At 68.3% G+C, this 21904-nt stretch carries 21 protein-coding genes and 1 pseudogene; 13 read left to right on the plus strand and 9 right to left on the minus strand.

The genetic code is table 11. The features are described 5' to 3' along the window. Positions 1-421: 421 nt before the first annotated feature. From dnaK to BW737_RS04150, 7 genes and pseudogenes are all read left to right on the plus strand, one after another. Positions 422-2280: pseudogene (gene dnaK / locus BW737_RS04125) on the plus strand (molecular chaperone DnaK). A gap of 116 nt (positions 2281-2396) precedes the next feature. Further along, complete coding sequence (gene grpE, locus BW737_RS04130; protein WP_086615091.1) at positions 2397-2966, plus strand: nucleotide exchange factor GrpE; 570 nt, start codon at positions 2397-2399, stop codon at positions 2964-2966. Positions 2967-3019: 53 nt separating this feature from the next. Then, on the plus strand, positions 3020-4045 hold the full coding sequence (locus tag BW737_RS04135) for a DnaJ C-terminal domain-containing protein (RefSeq protein ID WP_086615084.1): 1026 nt from the start codon (positions 3020-3022) through the stop codon (positions 4043-4045). Beyond that, the gene (locus BW737_RS04140; RefSeq protein ID WP_086615083.1) at positions 4042-4551 is read left to right on the plus strand and encodes a heat shock protein transcriptional repressor HspR; all 510 of its coding nucleotides are present in this window, start codon (positions 4042-4044) and stop codon (positions 4549-4551) included. Before BW737_RS04135 ends, BW737_RS04140 begins: the two co-directional genes overlap by 4 nt. 295 nt (positions 4552-4846) lie before the next feature. Next, positions 4847-5101: a hypothetical protein gene (locus BW737_RS17640; protein WP_257210452.1), complete on the plus strand. Its 255-nt coding sequence runs from the start codon at positions 4847-4849 to the stop codon at positions 5099-5101. Between the two features lie 26 nt (positions 5102-5127). Continuing rightward, positions 5128-5253, plus strand: coding sequence for a hypothetical protein (locus tag BW737_RS17645; protein WP_257210453.1), 126 nt, complete (start codon positions 5128-5130; stop codon positions 5251-5253). Further along, complete coding sequence (locus BW737_RS04150; RefSeq protein WP_086615082.1) at positions 5250-5771, plus strand: hypothetical protein; 522 nt, start codon at positions 5250-5252, stop codon at positions 5769-5771. The genes BW737_RS17645 and BW737_RS04150 overlap by 4 nt, the downstream gene beginning before the upstream one ends. Here BW737_RS04150 and BW737_RS04155 read toward each other — a convergent pair whose 3' ends face one another. The 9 genes from BW737_RS04155 to BW737_RS19125 form a co-directional block, all read right to left on the minus strand. After that, positions 5772-7604, minus strand: coding sequence for a prolyl oligopeptidase family serine peptidase (locus tag BW737_RS04155; RefSeq protein WP_257210454.1), 1833 nt, complete (start codon positions 7602-7604; stop codon positions 5772-5774). Further along, positions 7535-8101, minus strand: coding sequence for a prolyl oligopeptidase family protein (locus BW737_RS17650; RefSeq protein ID WP_257210455.1), 567 nt, complete (start codon positions 8099-8101; stop codon positions 7535-7537). Before BW737_RS17650 ends, BW737_RS04155 begins: the two co-directional genes overlap by 70 nt. A gap of 48 nt (positions 8102-8149) precedes the next feature. After that, entirely contained in the window at positions 8150-8332 is a 183-nt protein-coding gene (locus BW737_RS04160; RefSeq protein ID WP_086615081.1) for an antitoxin, read from the minus strand. Between the two features lie 68 nt (positions 8333-8400). Further along, positions 8401-8865 (minus strand): hypothetical protein, encoded by a 465-nt coding sequence (locus tag BW737_RS04165; protein WP_143233264.1) that lies wholly within the window; start codon positions 8863-8865, stop codon positions 8401-8403. Beyond that, a complete protein-coding gene (locus tag BW737_RS16025; protein ID WP_180272052.1) occupies positions 8835-9104 on the minus strand; it encodes a hypothetical protein in 270 nt (89 codons plus the stop codon). Before BW737_RS16025 ends, BW737_RS04165 begins: the two co-directional genes overlap by 31 nt. A gap of 92 nt (positions 9105-9196) precedes the next feature. Beyond that, complete coding sequence (locus BW737_RS04170; protein WP_086615079.1) at positions 9197-9904, minus strand: hypothetical protein; 708 nt, start codon at positions 9902-9904, stop codon at positions 9197-9199. A 72-nt stretch (positions 9905-9976) separates the two neighbouring features. Next, the gene (locus tag BW737_RS04175; RefSeq protein WP_086615078.1) at positions 9977-10648 is read right to left on the minus strand and encodes a hypothetical protein; all 672 of its coding nucleotides are present in this window, start codon (positions 10646-10648) and stop codon (positions 9977-9979) included. Between the two features lie 68 nt (positions 10649-10716). Continuing rightward, positions 10717-11412, minus strand: a complete 696-nt coding sequence (locus tag BW737_RS04180; RefSeq protein ID WP_086615077.1) for a hypothetical protein — start codon at positions 11410-11412, stop codon at positions 10717-10719. A gap of 123 nt (positions 11413-11535) precedes the next feature. Next, complete coding sequence (locus tag BW737_RS19125) at positions 11536-12270, minus strand: hypothetical protein (RefSeq protein WP_086615076.1); 735 nt, start codon at positions 12268-12270, stop codon at positions 11536-11538. A 239-nt stretch (positions 12271-12509) separates the two neighbouring features. Between BW737_RS19125 and clpB the strand changes: the two genes are divergently transcribed. From clpB to BW737_RS04220, 6 genes are all read left to right on the plus strand, one after another. Beyond that, positions 12510-15212 carry an ATP-dependent chaperone ClpB gene (clpB, locus tag BW737_RS04190; RefSeq protein ID WP_086615075.1) on the plus strand — a complete coding sequence of 901 codons (2703 nt, stop codon included), beginning with the start codon at positions 12510-12512 and terminating at the stop codon, positions 15210-15212. 82 nt (positions 15213-15294) lie between these two features. Further along, a complete protein-coding gene (locus BW737_RS04195; protein WP_086615074.1) occupies positions 15295-16002 on the plus strand; it encodes a TetR/AcrR family transcriptional regulator in 708 nt (235 codons plus the stop codon). Positions 16003-16549: 547 nt separating this feature from the next. Next, positions 16550-16888: a GAD-like domain-containing protein gene (locus tag BW737_RS04200; protein WP_086615073.1), complete on the plus strand. Its 339-nt coding sequence runs from the start codon at positions 16550-16552 to the stop codon at positions 16886-16888. After that, complete coding sequence (locus BW737_RS04205) at positions 16873-17250, plus strand: T6SS immunity protein Tdi1 domain-containing protein (RefSeq protein WP_086615072.1); 378 nt, start codon at positions 16873-16875, stop codon at positions 17248-17250. The genes BW737_RS04200 and BW737_RS04205 overlap by 16 nt, the downstream gene beginning before the upstream one ends. A 6-nt stretch (positions 17251-17256) precedes the next feature. Continuing rightward, the gene (locus tag BW737_RS04210; RefSeq protein WP_086615071.1) at positions 17257-18348 is read left to right on the plus strand and encodes a polymorphic toxin type 15 domain-containing protein; all 1092 of its coding nucleotides are present in this window, start codon (positions 17257-17259) and stop codon (positions 18346-18348) included. Between the two features lie 1259 nt (positions 18349-19607). Beyond that, positions 19608-21773, plus strand: coding sequence for an NAD(+) synthase (locus BW737_RS04220; protein WP_086615069.1), 2166 nt, complete (start codon positions 19608-19610; stop codon positions 21771-21773). Positions 21774-21904 lie beyond the last annotated feature (131 nt).

Here is a 21904-nt window from a genome sequence, read left to right on the forward strand (position 1 = left end):
AGAACGCGGACTCCACCACGACACCACCCTGACCAACAACTACCGCCAATGGCTCAACACCCACCCACCCCTAACCACTTGACAACCATAGGAGCATCAATGTGCGCCCGTAATGCGTCGGCGGCCCGACCGCTGGCAGTGCTGGGGGCTCGGCCCGGGCGCCGAGCAACTTCGGCGCAGGGGGCGGGGCGCTCAGGGGGGTGCTCTGGTAGCGCTCGGGTGGCGTGCGGGGTGTGTTCGGGCGGCTTCCAGGGGCGGGGCGTAATCCAGGTCATGACCGCCGCGGAATAGAACCGCCCCGCTCAAGGTTGAGTGCATCAGACTCAAGGTTGTGGCGTGTGGAATTGACAAGCCCCCGCTCAACCATGATCCTGAGTGCATACCGCTCAACTTCAACACTACGAGACATCAAGGAGCTCCCATGGCACGTGCTGTAGGCATCGACCTCGGAACCACCAACTCCGCCATCGCCGTACTCGAGGGTGGCGAGCCCACCATCATCCGAACGCCGAGGGCGGGCGCACCACGCCGTCCGTGGTCGCCTTCTCCAAGTCCGGCGAGGTACTGGTCGGCGAGGTCGCCAAGCGCCAGGCGGTCACCAACGTCGAGCGCACCATCTCCTCCGTCAAGCGCCACATGGGCACCGATTGGACCGTCGACATCGACGGCAAGAAGTACACCGCCCAGGAGATCAGCGCCCGCATCCTGGCCAAGCTGAAGGCCGACGCCGAGGCCTACCTGGGCGAGAGCGTCACCAACGCGGTCATCACCGTCCCCGCCTACTTCAACGACGCCGAGCGTCAGGCCACCAAGGAGGCCGGCACCATCGCGGGCCTCACGGTGGACCGCATCGTCAACGAGCCCACCGCCGCGGCCCTCGCCTACGGCCTGGACAAGGGCAAGGAGGACGAGCTCATCCTGGTCTTCGACCTGGGCGGCGGCACCTTCGACGTCTCCCTGCTGGAGGTTGGCAAGGACGAGGACGGCTTCTCCACCATCCAGGTGCGCGCCACCAACGGCGACAACCGCCTGGGCGGCGACGACTGGGACGCCCGCATCGTCAACTGGCTGGTCAAGCAGGTCAAGGACAAGTCGGGCGTGGACCTGTCCAAGGACAAGATCGCCATGCAGCGTCTGCGCGACGCCTCCGAGCAGGCCAAGAAGGAGCTCTCCTCCGCGATGAGCACCGACATCAACCTGCAGTACCTGTCTATGAGCGAGGCCGGCCCCATCCACCTCGATGAGCGCCTGACCCGTGCCCAGTTCGAGGAGATGACCGCGGACCTGCTCGAGCGCACCAAGGTCCCCTTCCACAACGTCATCAAGGACGCCGGTGTGTCCCTGTCCGAGATCGACCACGTCGTCCTGGTCGGCGGCTCCACCCGTATGCCCGCCGTCACCGACGTCGTGCGCGAGTTGACTGGCGGCAAGGAGCCCAACAAGGGCGTCAACCCCGATGAGGTCGTCGCCATTGGCGCCTCCCTGCAGGCCGGCGTCATCCAGGGCGACCGCAAGGACGTGCTGCTCATCGACGTCACCCCACTCAGCCTCGGCATCGAGACCAAGGGCGGCGTGATGACCAGGCTGATCGAGCGCAACACGGCCATCCCGACCCAGCGCTCCGAGGTCTTCTCCACCGCCGAGGACAACCAGCCGTCGGTGCTGATCCAGGTCTACCAGGGCGAGCGCGAGTTCGCCCGCGACAACAAGCCCCTGGGCACCTTCGAGCTGACCGGCATCGCCCCGGCCCCCCGCGGCATTCCGCAGATCGAGGTCTCCTTCGACATCGACGCCAACGGCATCGTGCACGTGTCCGCCAAGGACCGCGGCACCGGCAAGGAGCAGTCGATGACCATCTCCGGCGGCTCCGCCCTGCCAAAGGAGGACATCGACCGCATGGTCAAGGAGGCCGAGGCCCACGCCGAGGAGGACAAGAAGCGTCGCGAGGAGGCCGAGACCCGCAACATGGCGGAGCAGCAGGCCTACTCCATCGAGAAGCTCCTGAAGGAGAACAAGGACAAGCTCCCGCAGGACGTCAACTCCGAGGTGTCCGCCGCCGTCGACGAGCTCAAGAAGGCCCTCGAGGGTACGGACATCGAGCCGGTCAAGGCCGCCCAGGAGAAGCTGAACGAGGTCGCCCAGAAGATCGGCCAGGCCCTGTACGCCTCCGAGCAGGCCGCCCAGGCCGCCGGCGGCTCCGACTCCCCCCAGGCGCAGTCCTCCTCCGAGGACGACGACGTCGTGGACGCCGAGATCGTCGACGACGAGGACGCCAAGTGAGCACCGACCCGGACAAGCGCCCGGAGGAGGGCTCTGAGACGCAGCCGGGGCACGGCGCCGACAACGGTCAGAACCGGCCCGCCGACGCCGCCGACGCCGGCGCGGTCGACCCGGCGCTGGCCGACGAGATCGAGTCCGCTTTCGACGGCGTCGACCTGGGCTCCGCGGCCCAGGCCGACGCCGCCCCGGCGGGGGCAGAGAGCGCGGAGACCACCGAGCTCGAGGCTCCCTCCGAGCTGGAGCAGGCCCGGGCCCAGGCCGCCCAGGCGGCCGACGACCTGGCCCGCGCCCGCGCGGACCTGTACAACCTGCAGCAGGAGTACCAGGGCTTCGTGCGCCGCTCGCGCGAGAGTGCGGCCGGACACCGCGAGGCGGGGCAGGCTAGCGTCGTCGAGACCCTGATCCCGGTCCTGGACGAGATCGAGCTGGCCCGCCAGCACGGCGACCTGACCGGCACCTTCGCCACGATCGCCGGCAAGCTGGAGCAGATCCTGGCCGACAAGTTCGGCCTGGAGCGCTTCGGCGAGGTCGGGGAGCCCTTCGACCCCAAGCTGCACGAGGCCCTCATGGCCACCGAGTCCGCGGAGGTCACCGAGCCGAGCATCGCGCTGGTGCTCCAGCCCGGTTACAAGCTCGGCGAGCGCGTGGTCCGGGCGGCCCGCGTCCAGGTCGCCAACCCGGCCTGAGGTGGTATCCGCAACGAATAACAGGAGCAGCAGGAACACAGGAGGCGGTGAGCATGGCCAGTCAGGACTGGATGACCAAGGACTTCTATGCGGTTCTCGGCGTTGCCAAGGACGCCGACTCAGCCGCCATCAAGAAGGCCTACCGCGCGCTCGCCAAGAAGTACCACCCCGACCGCAATCCCGGTGACGCCGCCGCGGCGGAGAAGTTCAAGGAGATCGGCGAGGCTTACGCCGTGCTGTCAGATCCCAAGGAGCGTCAGCAGTATGACGCCATCCGCTCCATGGCCGGTGGTGGCGCCCGCTTCACCTCCGGCTCCGGGGGTGCCGGTGCCGGCTTCGAGGACATCTTCTCCTCCATGTTCGGCGGCGGCGGACCCAATGTGCGCTACTCCACCTCCGGCGGTGCCTCCCAGGAGGACCTGGAGGACCTGCTGCGCATGTTCGGCGGCGGGGCGGGCGCCGGGGGCGGGCGGCGCGCACGTGGCCCCTTCGGCTTCGGCGGCTTCTCCTCCCAGCCGCAGCCGGTCAAGGGGCCGGATGTGCTCACCAATGCCACGCTCTCCCTGCGCGACGCCGTGGCCGGGACGCTGGCCGAACTGACCGCCGACGGGCGCACCATCACCGTGCGCATCCCCGCCGGCGTGCATGACGGACAGAAGATCCGCCTGCGCGGCAAGGGGCGCCCCGGCACGAACGGTGGTGAGAACGGGGACATGGTGGTGACCATCTCGGTGGCCAAACACCCGGTGTACTCGATCGACCCGGTCAACCCCGCCAACCTGCGCATGGATCTGCCGGTCACTCTCAAGGAGGCGGCCCTCGGTGCCACCGTCGAGGTGCCCCTCCTGGACGGCAAGACCAGCCGCGTGCGCATCAAGCCCGGAACCTCCTCCGGCACCGTGCTGCGCCTGCGCGGCAAGGGCGTCGCCACTGCTAAGAAGACCGGCGATCTGCTGGTGACCGTGCAGGTGGCCGTACCCAAGAAGCTGTCCAAGGATGCCAAGGCCGCCCTGGAGGCCTTCGATGCGGCGATGGAGTCCGATCCGCGTGCCAACCTTGCCCGGGAGGCGGCTCGGTGAGTGCGCGGCGGCTGACCGGACAGGGCGTCGACTTCCTCGCCGAGGACGCCGACGAGCGGGCGGTCTATGTCATCTCCGTGGCCGCGGAGCTGGCTGGCATGCATCCGCAGACTCTGCGGCAGTACGACCGGCTCGGGCTGGTCACACCCGCCCGCACCTCCGGGCGGGGGCGGCGCTACTCGCACCGCGACGTGCAGCGGCTGCGGCGCGTGCAGGCCCTCAGCCAGGAGGGCATCAACCTGGAGGGCATCCGCCGCATCCTCGAGCTGGAGCGGCGCGTGGAGCGGTTGGAGGAGGAGAACCGTTCCCTGCGCGCCCGCCAGGCCGCCGTCGAGCGGGTCTTCGCCGCGGCCGCCGACGGCGAGGTGCAGGTGGTGCCGGTTACTCCCGGGCGGCGTGCCCGCCTGCATGCGGATACGCCCGGCGCTGCAAGCGAGACCGTTGGCGGTTCGACCCGGCCCAGTACCGCCATTGTGGTGCGCCGCACCTGGGCGGACCGACTGTGAGAGGGCACTCCCGGCCCGGGTACAGCGCGGTAGGCTGATCGCGTTACCGCAACACGAAGTGAAGGAATGCGTGCAATGACCCAGTCGCCAAACTCCGGACAGCCGTATATCCCGCCGTCTGCCGGCTCCGCCTCGGGCAGCTACAACCCGCAGCAGTACCCCCCGCAGGGTCAGCAGCCGGCCCCGTACCGCCCGCCAGGCGCAGCCCGCTCAGGCGGCCCCGGCCCAGTACCAGCCGGCCGCCTACCAGGCCGGCTCCTACGCGCAGCCCGCCGCGCCCAAGGCCGACTCCTTCATGACCAACCTGTTCGACGGCGCCCGCGACTTCGCCTCCAAGTACGGCAAGACGATCTTCATTGTGGGCTTCGTGCTGTCCGTGGCCGACTGGATTCTTAAAGCCATCAACTTCACCTACTTCGACTTCGGCGACTTCCTGCTGGACCTGCTGAAGGCGGCGCCAGAGGCCCTGGTCAAGATCCTGATCCTGCGGCTCATTATTGAGATCGCGGCGAAGATCGGCGCCCCCAAGACCGACACCCCGGCCGCCTGACGGCGCCGGCTCATAACGGAGGACCGGTGGCGGACTACGAGACCGACGACGGCGAGCCCCGCTACGGCAAGCGCCTGAGCCCGGAGGAGTTAGCCGCCTACCTGCGTGAGCAGGGCATAGACCTCCGGCCGGGACCGGCTCCGCCGGTGTGAACGGGCCTGCGTCGGCCACCCGCTGGGGCGGTGGCGCTTCGACGCTCGGGTCCGGCCGCCCGGCGCGCCGGTGGCGCACCTTCGGCGTCGGTCTGGTGCTCATGTTGGTGATGGCGCCCCTACTGCTGCTGGCCGGCGTGCTGACCGTCCTGGACGGCTCCCTGACCCAGAGCACAACGCTCGGCGAGGACGGGGTGGTCTACCTGGAATCCGACACGGCGACCGCCCTGTACGGCACTTCCGCGGCGGCACTGGTCGGCTGCACGGTCGCCGACCCCGAAGGCACCGCGGTCAACCTGGACGCTCCCGAACCGGGCGTTCCCTACGTCACCTTCACGCCCGCGCGCAGCGGACCCTATACCGTCACCTGCCCCGCGGGCACCGCCGGCCTGGTGGTGGGTCCGCCCATGAACTTCAGTCACGTTCCACTGGCAGCGGCGCTGATACTGGGTGCAGGCGCGGTTGGCCTGTCCGGGTTGGTCGTCGCCGTTGTCGGGGTCATCCGGGCCCGCCGCTGATTAGCCGGCCAGCCTCCGCCAGGCGAACTCGTACTCCAGGGCCTGCATGTAGGCCCGTTGTGCGTTGGTGGATGCGCGTCCGTGCCCGCCCTCGCTGTTCTCGAAGTAGGTCACGTCCTGGCCCAGTGCCAGCATGCGATAGGCCATGGTGCGGGCGTGGGCCGGATGCACTCGGTCATCGCGCGTGGAGGTGATCAGCAGCACCGGCGGGTAGGTGCGCCCCGGCTGCAGCAGATGGAAGGGGGAGAACTCGCGGATGAACTCCCACTGCTCCGGATCGTCCGGGTCGCCGTACTCCGCCTCCCAGGAGGCGCCCGCCAGCAGATGGTGGTAGCGGCGCATATCCAGCAGGGGCACCTCGCACACCACCGCGCCCACCAGTTGCGGGTAGCGGGTGAGCATGACGCCCACCAGCAGGCCGCCATTCGAGCCGCCCTGCACCGCCAACTGCCGCGGCGTGGTCACGCCGCGTTCCACCAGCGCCCGGGCCACGGCCGCGAAGTCCTCGTAGACCCGATGCCGGTTCCGCTTGAGCCCCGCCCGGTGCCAGGCCGGCCCATACTCGCCGCCACCGCGAATGTTCGCCACCACGTAGGTGCCGCCGCGCTCCAGCCAGGCGCGGCCGGTGATCGGCAGATAGTTGATACCGAGCGAGACCTCGAAGCCGCCGTAGCCGTACAGGAGCGTCGGCGACGGCAGCGGACTGCCCGCGTCGTCGAGCCGGGGCCGGCCGATCTGGAAGTACGGCACCCGCGTGCCGTCGTCCGAGACGGCCACGTGCTGAGTAACGACCACTCCGCGCGCGTCGAAGCGCGCGGGCGCGGCCCGCAGCACCTCGACGCCGTCCAGCTCGCCGTCCGGGCCCAGTTCCCCGACCGCGAGCGTGGTGGGACGGGTGAAGGAGGAACTGGTCAGCCACAGCCGGTCGTCCTCCAGGGGATCGACGGCGCTCGCGGACACGTTCAGCAGGGCTCGCCCGGGCCGCAGCAGGGTCGGGTCTGCGGCTGCGGGACTCGGAGAACCGGCCGAGGCGGTGAGGCCCCCGGGCGCGGCTGCCGGTGCCGAGGGGGCCTGCGGGGCCACGGGCGCGGCGGCGTCGCCGAGGAGAGCTCCCAGCCGGGGGCGGTGCCGCGACCAGGGGCCGACGCCGTCCGGGTCGGCGGGGGTGAGCACCTCCAGCGTGGTGACGCAGTCGTCCAGGAGCGTGAGCACCAGGTGATGGGCGGTGACGGTGAAGCCGCTCAGGGAGGTGGCCGGCGTCGGAGTGAATAGCACTGTCAGCCGATGCGCGCCGTCGAGGAAGGCGTCGATGGGGGCGGCCAGGAGCGAACCGGCCGGGTAGATGCAGTCCGTGGTGACCTCCCAGTCCTCGCGCAACTCGATCAGCAACAGGTCCCAGGCGGGGGTGACCGTCGCTGACGCGGGCACGTCCACGTGCAGGGCACCCGGCGCCACCACCGTGTCGGCACCGGCCAGGTGGCGGTCGGCGTCGGCGGCCGAGAACGTCGGGGCGCCGTCGGGCAGCAGCCACAGCTCCTCGGTGTAGAAGTCGGGGTGGGTCAGCAGCCAGGTGCGCCCCCAGCGGTCGCGGTAGGCCCAGGCGCCGTCGTCGTCGGCTGCGGCGGTGAGCAGCACTTCCGCTTCCTGCGGGCCTTGTCCGCGGCGCAGTCGGCGCACCTGTCGCGGGTAGCCGGCGGGGGATAGGGAACCGGTGCCGAAGTCGTCGGCCAGCAACACCGTCTCGCCGGCGTCGTCGGCCCAGGTCAGGAAACCCTTGGAGCGTCGCGGTGGAAGCCGGCGTCGCCGTCGGGGTCGGTGGGGACGAAGCGGCACGAGTCCAGGTCGAACTCGCGCGTGACGTCGGTGTCGGCACCGCCCGCGGACAGCGTGACCAGGGCACGGCGGCCGGCGTGCGGGCCGGTACGCAACACCGCGGCGCCATGCCACACCCAGGCGGTGTCCTCCTCCTCACCGAGCGCATCGAGGTCGAGCAGCACCTCCCAGTCGGTCTGTTCACTACCAGCGGGGGAGCCGGCCCGGTATGAGTCCCAGGTGGTGCGCCGCCACAGGCCGCGTGGGTGGCCGGCGTCGGTCCAGAAGTTGTACAGCGCGCCGACCGCCTGGCCGACCCGGGGAATCCGATCCGGGGCGTCGAGAATCGTCTCGATGTCGGCGCGCAGCTCGGCGAACCCGGGGGCGTCGTCGAAGGCGGCGCGGGTGGCGGCATTACGCTGCGCCACCCATGCGAGCGCCCGCTCCCCCTCGATCTCGTCAAGCCAGTCGGGGACGGGCTCGAGCGTGGACGGAGGGGAGGCGGGCGCGGTAGTCACCTGACCGACTCTACGGCCGGTCGGTGCCTGAGGATGCCACAGCGGGCATCAGTCGTTGCCGATGGCCTTGTCGGCGGCGTCGCGAGCGGAGTCGACCTGGGAGTCGAACTTGCCGCCGGTGACCTTCTTGGCGGCCTCCGCGGCCTTGTCCAGGACCGTGTCGGAGACCTCCTCGACCTTGTCGGAGCTAACGACGCCCTCGGCCTTCTTCTTCAGGTCATCAAGTCCCATAGCGCTTCCTTTCGTCGACCAACGGGAAGCCGGGCGGCGTCCCATTCGTGCAGTATGACACGTGCGGATCAGAGGGAGGCGAGCATGGCGTCGGAGATTTCCTTGAGCTGTTCCTCGGAGTCGGTGACGATCACCGCCGCGTAGTAGGCGTCATCACCGTCCGACACGGCGAAGGCGGAGAGGTGGTACTGCGTGCCGTACTCGGTGGCGCTTAGGGTGATGATGGCGGCGTCGGCGCCGCTGCCGGAGGTGGTCTGCTCGTAGCCGGTGATATCGGCGTCTTCGTTTTCTGCCAGTGACCGCATCTGTTCCTCGGACGGCAGGGCGCCCTCCCCGTCGATCCGGCCCAGGACGAGGTACGGCGCGACATCGGCGTCTGCGGAGGTGTCAACGCTGGTAAGCGGCGTGTCCTCCTCCAGATCGTCGATGACCTCGTCCTCGGATTGATCGAGTGCCTGCGCGATGCGTCCAACCAGCTCGGTGTCGGAGGTGTTGGCGGAGGTCAGAGTATCCCAGTCGGAGGGGACGGCCACGGAGACGCTGTACTCCGGGACCTCCACCAGGGTGAAGCCCTCTGGAACGGCATTTTCATCGGCGTCGGCCGTGGTGTCAGCGTCGGCGTCCGCGGTTGCGGTGACCTGCTGGTCGGAGCCTGGTCGGCGGCGTCGTCGGAGCTGGAGGAGCAGGCAGACATCGAGATGGTCAGGGCAACGGCGGTCAGACCGGTGGCGGCCAGAGTCAGCGGGCGGTGCAGGCGGATGGAACGGGCCATTTGGCAGGTCTCCTTCATGGTTGTGTTGGATTGGGATCGGTGCTGGTTTGGATGGCGGTCGGTAGGCGAGTGGTTACGGATCGTATTCGGCCTCAGGCCGAGCCAAGAACGCCGTCGATGATTTCCTGGTTAAGCTCAGCAGAGCTGGTGCCCACGTGGACGGCTACGGTTCGCGTGTCCGGTGCGGTGAACTCCACGACGGTGGCATGGGCGACCTCGCCGGTGCTGTCTACGTTGACGCTATACGTCTGTATCACCGCTTCGGCTCCCGCCTCAGTGGTCGTAGTGGTGTAGTCACCTAGCTCCGTGGAGATGTCGTCATTGTCGGGATACATGGAGCCGATGGTCTCCGCAAAGTCGTTCTCGGTTGACAGGCCGGTGCCGACGGGACGGACCGTGACGGTCATACTTCCGGTCAGCTCGGTGGTGTCGAGGATGTAGAGAGATGTGTTCTGCAGTGTGCTGATGATGGTGTCTGTCGACTGCCCCGTGGCGGTGGCGGTGGAACTCACCAGTTCTTCGTCGGCGGCGTCGGACTCGGTCAGTACCTGCCAATCGGCCGGAACAGGAATGACGAGCTCGGTCTCCGGCACCTCGATAGGCGTATAGGACATCGCGGTCGCGTCTTCGGTGGGTGTTGCACTTGCAGACGACGCGACCGCGGCGGTGGCGGATACGGATGCCGTGGCTGCGGTGTCGTCAGAGTCGGAGCCGGATGAGCAGGCGGACATGGAGGCGGTCAGGGCGACCGCGGTCAGACCGGTGGCGGCCAGGGTGGCCAGGCGGGTGGAACGGGTCATGGGTGATTCCTTCATGAGCAGGTATGGGTGGATGGCTCGGTTATCGAGCGTGTGGCGGGCTGTGCTCGACGGCTAGAACAGCGGGACCGCGCTATTGACCAGCTCCTGCGCTCGCTCGGCGGATGCGTCGGTGGAGACCGTCACGGTGACCGTGCCGTTCTCCCCCGGGGCGATCGTGTGGATAGCGGCAACGTACTGCTGGGTCTCGCCCTGGTTCAGGGTGTAGCTGACTGTCGTGTAGGTGCCGGACGCTGACATCAGGGTGGTGCCGTCAAAGTCGGTGTACTGGATGCCGCTCTCTTCGAGTTCCTGTATGAAGTACTCCTTCATGCGCAACTCGGCGCTGTCGTAGTCGACCTGGCCGGTGATCTCCGTGGTTTCGCCGGAGTCCGCGGGGCTGGCGCCGATGACTTGGTAGGTCCCGAGCTTCTGCCGCACCGTGTCCGCATTCTGGCCCGTGGCCTGGACGTAGGCGTCCACGAGCTCGTCGTCGTCGGCGTCGTCGCTGGTGAGGGACGCCCAGTTGGACGGGATCATGACCACGTAACTGCCGTCGGGAAAGTCGACAAAGGTGTGGGCGCTGGTGGGGGTTGGACTCGGCTCCGGAGTGGGCGAGAGCGTCTCCTGCGCGGTTGCCGTGCTGGCGTCCTCCGCATTGTCGGAGCCGGAGCAGGCGGCGAGCGATGCCGCCAGCACGCCGGCGAAGGCGGCGGTCAGGCCGGTTCTACGGGACAGGTGGGTCATGGGAGTCCTTCGCGGTTGACTACGCGGCTATTGCCTGGAACGGCGGCTTGAGGTCGAGGCCACCGGGGTCAGATGGAGCTGAGGATCGCGTCGGCCAGTTCCTGGGCGCGCTCTGCGGAGTCGGTGCTGGTGATGGTGAAAACGATGATCCCGGTGGCCTTGGGGTTGAGTACGTTGATCATGGTCGTGTACTGCGCCTGGACCAGATCCAGGGAGTAGGACATGAGCCTGGCCTCGGCGCCGCTGCCCGTAGTCGCGGTGCTGATGCTGATGTCATCGGGCTTGAGACCGTATTCCTCCATGTCGGCGGAGATCTCCTCCTCCGAGCGCAACTCGGTCGCGTGGCTGTCGGTCTGGACGTCAAGCTCTTCGGTTATGCCGGAGTCCGCGCCGCTGGCGGCAATCACGGTGTACGCATCGAGCTTCAGCCGCACGGTGTCTGCATCCAGGCCCGTGGTCTGAATGAAGGCATTGACGCGCTCGTCGTCGTCGGCGTCGTCGCTGGTGAGTACGGTCCAGTCGGAGGGAACCGCGAAGGCGACGTTGGTGTCCGGGATCTCCACGGCGGTGTACCCGTCGGGGATGGTCACGGCTGAGGCTGAGCCGTCGTCCGCGTCCGCCGTAGCTGTGGCCTCGCCGGTCTCCTGGCCGGTGGCGGTGTCGGCGCCCTCCGCATTGTCGGAGCCGGAGCAGGCGGCAAGCGAGGTTGCCAGTGCGGCGGCGAATGCCGTGGTCAGAGCGGTTCTGCGGGATAGCCGGGTCATGGGAGTCCTTCGCGGTTGGCTACGCGGGTGTTGCCTTGATCAGCGGCTGGAAGCCGTTGGGGTAGGAACGCCGGTTGCGCTCCTACCCCAACGGTAACGAATTAGGTGTCAGTATGTTGCGAGTCAGATGGAGCCGAGGATCACGTCGGCCAGTTCCTGGGTCCGCTCGGCATCGTCGGTGCTGATGGCGATGAGCGCCAAGTCGTCACCGCCGTTGGCGTAGACGACCACGTAGGTGCCCTCGGTGGTCGGCCCGCCATCGATCGGCAGAGTGTAAGTCTCCACGACGGCGTCCTGGCCACTGGCGGTGGTCGTCTCGGTGTAGGTACCGGGCTGGAAGACCATGCCCGCGTCCTCGTTGTTCTGATTCTCCAGCAGGGCGACCATGTCGTTCTCGGAGGGCATGCTGCTGAAGCCCTCGGCGATCTCTACGTTCAAGTTCTCGGCGTAGTCGCTGGTGCCGCTGGTGTCCATGGTGTACAGGGCGAGGGAGTCGAGCATGGCGATGGTTTCGTCCTCGGTGCGGCCGAGGGTCGTGGCCAGGGCGGAGACGAACTCGGTGTTGGCGACGGTGTCGCTGGTGAGGGTAGTCCAATCGGAGGGGACGGCGATGGACAGCTCGGCGCCGGGCACCTCGGTGAGGGTGTAACCGTCGGGCACGGTCGGCTCGGCGGCTGCTTCGGTCTCGTCGGTGCTGTCGGAGCCGGCGTCCGTATCGGCCGCGGCGCTGACCTGCTGGTCGGAGCCCTGATCCGCGGCGTCGTCGGAGCTGGAGGAGCAGGCGGACATGGACGCCGTCAGGGCGACGGCGGTCAGGCCGGTAGCCGCGATAGTGGTTAGGTGGGACAGACGGGACATGGGAGATTCCAATCTCTGCTGGGACTGTGTGTAACAAACACGCTACTCGAAGAACCGTTGATAACGAAATGGGTAGGGTTCCCCTGGGAGAACTACCCGCCCATGCGGGCAGTGATTTGAGACACACTCGGTGGGTCGGCGTTCATAAAGTTGAGTGGAATAGACTCAAGGTTGCGTCGGTTGAGGCGTGCAGAACTCCGGACCGTCTGCGTCCGGGCATCCACGTCAAGGAGGTCCCTATGGACACGAACTTCACCACCCGCTCGCAGGAGGCGATTTCCGGAGCCATGCAGGCGGCCGCCGCCGCGGGCAACCCGCAGGTCGACACCGCTCACCTGCTCTCCGAACTGCTGGCCCAGACGGACGGCGTCGCCGCCGGTCTGCTCGCCGCCGTCGTTCCCGACGCCGCGGCTCGCCAAGCCGTGGGGGCGGCCACGCGCCGCGTGCTGACTTCGCTACCGGCCAGTTCCGGCTCCTCCGTCGCCCAGCCGCAGCCCTCGCGTGCCTTCCTGGCCGCCCTGGAGGCCGCCGGGAATGAGGCCAAGCAGCTCGGGGATGAGTACGTCTCCACCGAGCACCTGCTGATCGGCCTGGCCGCCGGTAACGCCTCCGCCGACCCCGTCGCCAAGCTCCTGGCCGACGCCGGTGCCACCGCTCGGAAGCTGCGTGAGGCTCTGCCGCAGGTGCGTGGCTCTGCCCGCGTCACCTCCCCGAACCCCGAGGGCACCTACAAGTCCTTGGAGAAGTACGGCACCGATTTAACGGAGGCGGCTCGCGAGGGCAAGCTCGACCCGGTGATCGGCCGCGACGCCGAGATCCGCAGGGTGGTGCAAGTACTGTCCCGCCGTACCAAGAACAACCCCGTGCTCATCGGTGAGCCCGGCGTCGGCAAGACCGCCGTCGTCGAGGGGCTGGCCCAGCGCATCGTCGCCGGCGATGTGCCCGACTCCCTGCGCGGCAAGCGCCTCGTGGCCCTGGATCTGGCCGGCATGGTCGCGGGCGCCAAGTACCGCGGCGAGTTCGAGGAGCGCCTGAAGGCCGTACTGAAGGAGATCAAGGACTCCGACGGCGAGATCATCACCTTCATCGACGAGCTGCACACCGTCGTCGGCGCGGGCGCCGGTTCCGAGGGCGCCATGGACGCCGGCAACATGCTCAAGCCCATGCTGGCCCGCGGCGAGCTGCGCCTGGTCGGCGCCACCACGCTGGACGAATACCGCGAGCACGTGGAGAAGGACCCCGCGCTGGAGCGCCGTTTCCAGCAGGTGTATGTGGGTGAGCCCTCCGTGGATGACACGGTCGCGATCCTGCGTGGCGTCGCCCCCAAGTACGAGGCCCACCACCAGGTCACCATCTCCGACGGTGCGCTCGTGGCCGCCGCCACCCTGTCCGACCGCTACATCTCCGGCCGGCAGCTGCCCGACAAGGCCATCGACCTGATCGATGAGGCCGCCTCCAGGCTGCGCATGGAGCTGGACTCCTCGCCCGTGGAGATCGATGAACTGCGCCGCCGGGTGGACCGCATGCGCATGGAGGAGTCCTACCTGGCGGACTCCCTGGAAGAGGGAGGCGACCGCGCCGACCCCGCCGCCGTGGACCGCCTGGAGCGGCTGCGCGCCGAACTGGCCGACGCCTCCGAGAAGCTGACGGCGCTCAATGCCCGCTGGGAGGCGGAGAAGGCCGGCCACAACAAGGTCGGCGAGCTGCGTGCGCAGCTGGATGAGTTGCGCACCAAGGCGGACCTGGCCGAGCGCGAGGGCCGCTTCGAGGAGGCCGGCCGTCTGCGCTATGGCGAGATGCCCGCCCTGGAGAAGCAGATCCGCGACGTCGAGGCCAGCGACACCACCGTCGTCGGCCCGGACGGCGTCGAGCGTGAAGGGGCCGCCCCGGAGCCGATGATCGCGGAGAAGGTCGGCCCCACCGAGATCGCCGAGGTCATCTCCGCCTGGACCGGCATTCCGGTCGGCAAGCTCATGCAGGGCGAGCAGGCCAAGCTGCTGCACATGGAGGAGGTCATCGGCGAGCGGTTGATCGGTCAGAAGGCCGCCGTGACCGCCGTGTCCGACGCCGTGCGCCGCTCTCGCGCGGGCGTATCCGACCCCGACCGGCCCACCGGATCCTTCCTATTCCTCGGCCCCACCGGCGTGGGCAAGACCGAGCTGGCCAAGGCCCTGGCGGACTTCCTGTTCGACGACGAGCGCGCCATTGTGCGCATCGACATGTCCGAGTACTCCGAGAAGCACTCGGTGGCCCGACTGGTCGGCGCCCCTCCGGGGTACGTCGGCTACGAAGAGGGCGGCCAGCTCACGGAGGCCGTACGGCGCCGCCCCTACTCGGTGGTGCTGCTGGACGAGGTGGAGAAGGCCCACCCGGAGGTCTTCGACATCCTGCTGCAGGTGCTCGACGACGGTCGCCTGACCGACGGCCAGGGCCGCACCGTCGACTTCCGCAACACCATCCTCGTGCTCACCTCGAACCTGGGCAGCCAGTTCCTCATTGATCCGATGCTGTCCCCGGATGAGAAGCGCGAGGAGGTGATGACCGCCGTGCGCGCCGCCTTCAAGCCGGAGTTCCTCAACCGGTTGGATGACACGCTGATCTTCGACGCGCTCACCAAGGAGGAGCTCGGCAAGATCGTCGACATCCAGCTGGCCCGCATGGCCGAGCGGCTCGCCAGCCACCGGCTCACGCTCACGGTCACCGACGATGCCCGGGAGTGGCTCGCCGACGAGGGTTACGACCCCTCCTTCGGCGCCCGGCCGTTGCGCCGTCTGGTGCAGCGCGAGATCGGTGACCGGCTGGCCAAGATGCTGCTGGCCGGCGAGGTACTCGACGGGCAGGAGGTCGTCGTCGACGTCAGCCCCGAGGGTGTGCTGGCCGGCCTGGCGCTGACGGCTCGCGGGGAGGCCTGGGCGCCGTCGGCCGCCACCCCGGTGGCCTGACCGGTCAGCACCAGGCCGTGCCGGGCCCGAGCGCTGCAACACGGCGCCCGGGTCCGGCGCACACCAGTGCGAGAATGGGGTCATGTCTTCTACCTCGGCCCATTCTCAAGCCGCCTCACCCGCGACCACTACTGCCGCTTCAGGTGGACGCTGGCGCGGCCCCGGCCGTCCGCCGGCGGGCAGTGAGGACAAGCGTGAACGCATTCTCAACGAGGCCGTCGCCCTGTTCGGCGCCCATGGCTACGCGGGCACCTCGCTCGCGGATATCGCGGCCGCCGCCGAGATCTCCAAGGCCGGCCTGCTGCATCACTTCTCCTCCAAGGAGGCGCTGTTCGCCCAGGTGCTTGCGCGTCGCGACCGCGAGGACCGTGCGAGCCTGCTGGGCGATGAACAGCTCAAGGACGATCCCTGGAGCTTGCTGGACGCCTTCGTGGCCCTGGTTGAGCACAACACCCGCCACCGCGAGCTGGTGGCGATCTACACGGCAACGACGCCGGCCGTTCTGGCCGCCGACCACCCGGCGCACGCCTGGCTGGCCCAGCACCTGGCGGAGTCCATCGCGCAGATCGAGGCGAGCCTGGAGCGGGGCAAGGTCATCGGCACGGTGCGTCTTGAGGCGCCCTCGCGTCTGATCGCGCGCTCGGTGGTGGCGCTCAGTGATGGGCTGCAGATCCAGTGGCTGTGCGCGACCACGCCCGACACGGCTGCGGCGTCGAACGTCGGTACCGGGATGGTCGACGAGATGCGCCTGTACGTGGAGGACCTCAAACAGCGCTGGCGGATCGACTGATTCTCCCCGCGCCGCCAACGCCAGCTCAGTCGCACCAACACACGCGAATCCGCTAGGTGGGCCAACCGATGTCCTCGAGTTCACGGTCGGGAAGTACTGGCAGCACTTGGTCGGGGCCGGCGCCTCGGGAAACCAGCCACGGCTCTCCTCGGCTCGGGCGTCGGTGACGATCATGACTTCCTCGGCGAACGGGCAGTCCGGGTCGTCAAACATGGAGATCGCCACCCGCACGTCGTCAACGTCGTCCCGGGAGAGAAGCTCCTCAAGGACGGCGCATGCCTGCTGGGGGTCGGGCATGTCCTGCGGCTCTCCGTCGAGCACCGCGTTGGCCATGATGCTGCCGGTGACGTGGTTGCCCTCGAAGAACTCCTCCAACGTCAGCAGCGGCGGTGCATGGTTTGTGAAACCTCGGTGTTACCGTTCTGGTATCGGGTAGGGTCGGGGTTATGAGGATGGACAAGGCCACCCGGCATGAGGCGTGGCTGCACGCCACCCCGCAGTGGGTGGACTCGGAGATAGACGAGATGTTGGAAGAGGCTGGTCGCCCATGGGGGTGGGCCAGCAGGCCAGCGAGCAGCACCTGGAGCGATTCAAGGAAGTGCTGCCGGCCTCGGTGCTGCAGCTGTGGCGCCGCTTCGGCTTCGACGGCTTCGGCCAGGGCCGCTGGTGGTTCACCGACCCCCTGGAGTGGCAGCCAGTAGTGGACGCCTGGCTCGAGGACACCGAGGTGCCCTTCCCCGAGCAGAAGTGGTGGTGCCTGTCCCGCTCCGCCATGGGCGACATGGAGCTGTGGGGGGAGGTCTCCGGCCCCGCACTTACCATCACCCCCACCCTGGCTGGATACGACCACACGCCAGAAGCGCAGGCAGGATGTCCGACCCGGTGATGCGCGAGCGCATGGGCTGCACCATCATGACCTCAGAGTTGGAGGATACGTTCGAGGATGATCACACCGGCGAGCTGCTGGTGGACTGGGCGATTGAGCACCTGGGCACCCTGGGCCCGGGCCAGGTCTACGGGCTGACCCCCGCCTACTGCTTCACCGGCAAGACCAGCACCAGCCAGGTGGGCATCGAGGACGCGGTAGCGCACCTGACCTTCCTCGCCCAGGCCCAGGAGCACCAACTAGTGGAGGACTTCTCCGACGCGGTCGCCGGCATAGCCGCAGGCATCGCCGCAGACAGTCAAGGTGTCGGCAGCCAAGACCGCTCTGTGGACCAAGACGATACCGACGCCTCGGGAAACTGAGTCTTGATGCCCCCACACCCCAACAACCCCAGCCCTGCCAACAACGCCGTCCCGGGCTTGGTGGCTGCGGATATGTTCACGCCGGGTCGTGCCGGGGGCAGGGACGTGCTGGTGTGGGAAGGCAGCGCGGCCGCCCCGGCCAGTCCGCTGCCCTGGCACTCGAGCACGCCGGTGGAGGTCTTCTTCCACACCGGGCACAGGCCCGGCACCCGGGCGCTGCTCCAGGAGTTCACCCGCCAGCTGGACCGCCAGCTCTCAGCCCTGTCACTCCTGTCCGCCCAGCGCCTACTCGAAGGCATACGCACCTACCGGGAACAAGGCCGCGAGCCCACGTCCGAGTCTGTCAGGAAAGCCCGCAAGGACTTCATGAAAGACGTTATGCGCGAACTGCGGGACAAATACCAGTTCTCAAAGAAGGATGCGCGTGCCAAGACGGCCGAGATCAATGATGCGCTGGTGGTGTTGCATGAGTCGGATCAGGTGACGTTCGGTCCTTCGCAGCCGGGGTTGAGTGCGGATGGCTACCCGTCGATGGGGCATGGGCCGGTCAACTCCTCCATCGGCTCCCAGGGCAAGCCCATGGCCACCGCACTCGAACAAGCAGCCCTAGCCGTCCCCGCCGAGCAGCGCGCTGGCGTACGCATCCTGATACGGGCAGTACTCACAGACAGTCCCGAACTGGCCAAGCAGCTGCGCACTGGCCAGGCGGCGTTGGAGCCCCGCTCTCAGACTCAGAAGACGTCAACCAGTCCCAGAGCACCGCCCTGGACCCCCACCAAGGTCGCCACCGACATCGCCAACAACACCACCCCCTGGCAACCACGACCCACCGACACGCAAACGCAGACAACCACTCCGCCTCAGCGGCAGCTCACCCACGACGCGCCAACCCTGCAGCCCTCCCCGCCGACATCCAGACCCGGCCGGGACCCCGAGAACTCCGCTGCCCTACGCAAACCACGCGCCGCCCGCAAACGCACCCCCGAGGACATCAAGACCGCCATCAACACCCACGCCCAGCAAATCCGCCAGAACGCCCGAACACCACAAACCACCAGAACTCACACCAACCCCAAACATCCAAGACTCAGCCGATAGCCGGCTGTTGTGTCCTGGATAGGAAGGATCACTGCGCATGGGGCAGGGGAAGCTCCTGCTGGGGTTGAGGGATCGGGCGATGAGGATGACGTTGGAGGCTCTGGCTGACGCAGCGAGGTTGATGGGGAGCGATCAAGTGGATCCGTCGGCGAGCTGGGCTAGTTCTGCGTACGTGGGTGCGGCGGGCGGAAGTGGGCCGGGGAGCACGGTCCGGGATCACCACGAGCGTCGCTGATTGCATTCAAAGGGTCTGGAGGAGGGCCGCGGGTCGGGACGGGCCAACGCGATCTTGAGGAGTGCGTCGGCTGTTTTCGCGACCGGTGCTCGCACCGCCCGTCCCGATGATCCGCCGTTACGTGGAGTCCGCCAGGGGCCTGTGCTGATTTGCCAGGTGCCGGGCCAAGGACGCCCCACACAATCGCTCTGCACCCAGGCAGCAGAGCCTCTCTGATCTCGCGGACCGTCGCTTCTGTCAATCAGGGCTTATACAGACCATTGAACACGCCCCGCCGGACCGCGATGAGAGGGAAGCCTGGCCACACCACCACTACACGCCCAGCGGCGGATGAACATCACGGGCATTGGCCGCCGCGTCGCCTGATGCTGGACCGCCCGCTCCCGCCCAGCCGGACGTGCTTCCAGGCGCGCATCGACTGTGGACAGACGCCGAACCACCCCGAGTTTGGACCGTCCACGTCGGTTTGGACCCCCTACGTCGGTTTGGACCGCCCACGCGGCATGCAACAGCGGTCCAAACAGACTTTCGCGGTCCAAACAGAGGAAAGCGGTCCAAACAGACTTTCGCGGTCCAAACAGGGGAGGTCGGCAGTGGGAATCCCCGCGACACGCCGGTCTGGAGCACCACGTTCGCGCCGATAACGCGCGATAACTCACCCTCGAGCCGCCAGGGCGAAAAAAGAGGCCCCGCGCCATCGGCGCGGGGCCTCGGTCGGACTTTGGGGGCGCGGTCCCTGAAACGCGTCAACCCCAAACGCACCGGCACGTCATCGGAGTCCCTGAACCTCCTCGATGCCGCGAGCGTTCCGACATGCGTAATCATATGCCGTCCCGCGTGGTTAATCCATCCAGGAAAGCCCGGAATTCTGCGGGAGTCCGGTAACGGATGGGTTGCGGTTGGCTGGGGGTGTGCCAGCCGGAGCCGGATGCGCGCGGAACTCCGGGGTTCACCCCGTCGCTCAGCAGATGGCACACAGGCTGTCCTACGGACACTGTGAGTCGCGCTGTGCCAGGATCGGGGCATGAGCAACCCGGAGCGCACCGACAGCACTGGCCCCGCCGATCCCCGCGCGGACGCGCATCCCGATTTCGTCTTCCACTCCGCCTACGACCAGGGCTTTGCGCGGGTGGCCGCCGTAACCCTGCCGGTGAGCATGGGTGATCCCGCCGCCAATGCGACCGCTGTGGTGGAGCAGGCCCGCGCCCTCGCCGCCGACGGCGTGGTTCTGGCGGCCTTCCCCGAGCTGACCCTGACCGGCTACTCCATCGACGATCTGCTCCTGGACGACTTGCTGACCGCCAACGTGCTGGCCGCACTCGAAACCATCCGCGCTGCGAGCGCCGATCTCTTGCCGGCACTCGTCGTCGGTGCCCCCCTGCGCGTGGGCGACCGACTGCTCAACTGCGCCGTCGTCATCCAGGGAGGGGCGGTGCGCGGCATCGCCCCCAAGTCATACCTGCCCACCTACCGCGAGTTCTACGAGTCCCGGCACTTTGCCGCCGGAGTTGGCAATCTGCCCACCACTGTCCGCCTGCCCGGTGTCGGCCCCGATGCCGACGGCGTGAGCGTGCCGCTCGGGGCGGACCTGCTCTTCTCCGTGGAGGACGTGCCCGGGCTGGTCTTTCACGTAGAGATTTGCGAGGACATGTGGGTGCCGGTACCGCCGTCGTCCATGGCGGCTCTGGCCGGCGCCACCGTGCTGGTCAACATCTCCGGCTCCCCGGTCACCGTGGGCCGCGCCGAGCAACGCCGCCTAATGGCCCGCGCCTCCAGCGCCCGGGACCTGGCCGCCTACGTATACGCCGCCGCGGGGCAGGGCGAGTCCTCCACCGACCTGGCCTGGGATGGGCAGACCTTCGTCTACGAGAACGGCACCCTGTTGGGCAAGACCGAGCGCTTCCCCGACTGCCCGCGCGCCACGATCGTCGACGTCGACCTGGAGGGTCTGCGTGCCGAGCGTTTGCGCCAGGGCACCTTTGACGACAACCGCCGCACCTTCGCCCGCGGTGGCGCGGCCCCCACCAATCCCGACGCCTTCCGCGCGGTGTGCATCCCGCGGGACGCGCTGACCGCGCCCCGCACCGACATCGGGCTGCGCCGTGAGGTCAGCCGCTTCCCCTTCGTTCCCAACGACCCCGACCGCCTGGCCCAGGACTGCTACGAGGCCTACAACATCCAGGTGGCCGCCCTGGAGCAGCGGCTTCGCGCCATCGGCAACCCCAAGATCATCATCGGCGTCTCCGGCGGCCTGGACTCCACCCATGCCCTCATCGTCGCCGCGCGCGCCATGGACCGGCTCGGCCGCCCGCGCACCGACATCCACGCCATCACCATGCCCGGCTTCGCCACCTCCGCCGCCACCAAGCACAACGCCCTCGCCCTGGCCGACGCGCTCGGCTGCCATGTGGAGGAGCTGGACATCCGGCCCGTCGCCGAGCAGATGCTCACCGCCATGGACCACCCCTACGGGCGCGGCGAGCGCGGCCGGGAGGTCTATGACGTCACCTTCGAGAACGTGCAGGCCGGGCTACGCACCGACTTCCTGTTCCGCATCGCCGGCGCCCGCGGCGGCATCGTGCTGGGCACCGGCGACCTGTCCGAGCTGGCCCTGGGCTGGTGCACCTTCGGGGTGGGCGACCAGATGGCTCACTACGGCGTCAATGCGGGCGTGCCCAAGACGCTCATCCAGCACCTGATTCGTTGGGTGGTGTCCGAGAAGCTCTTCTCCGACGAGGCCAGTCAGGTGCTGCTGGCCGTGCTGAACACCGAGATCAGCCCCGAACTGGTGCCGGCCAGTGCCGGTGAGCCGATCCAGTCCACGCAGGCGCGCATCGGTCCCTATGCGTTGCAGGACTTCACCCTGTGGCACGTGCTGCGTCGCGGCGAGCGCCCCTCCCGCATCGCCTTCCTGGCGGAGAAGGCCTGGGCCGACCCGGCCGTGGGCCAGTGGCCGGCCGGACTGCCGGAGGAGGAGAGGGTCGCCTACAGCCTGGCCGACATCCGCAAGTGGGAACTGGTCTTCTTCCGGCGCTTCTTCTCCAGCCAGTTCAAGCGCTCGACGCTGCCCAACGGCCCCAAGGTGGTCGGCGGCGGCACTCTGTCTCCGCGCGGCGACTGGCGCATGCCCTCCGACGCCAACGCCGGCCCGTGGTTGGCCGAGATTGAACGCAACGTTCCCGAGATTTGAGGGCGGCAGGGTGCTAGTGTGTGCTAAGTCATAGACGATCGTCACTTTTGTGGCCGGTGACTGCTTGTCGGCCACCGACGTGACGCCGTCGCTATGGCCGCAGTATCCGCGCAGCACCGTCCCCGCGGTGC

The organism is Actinomyces ruminis (assembly GCF_002154335.2).
Taxonomy (GTDB): domain Bacteria; phylum Actinomycetota; class Actinomycetes; order Actinomycetales; family Actinomycetaceae; genus Actinomyces; species Actinomyces ruminis.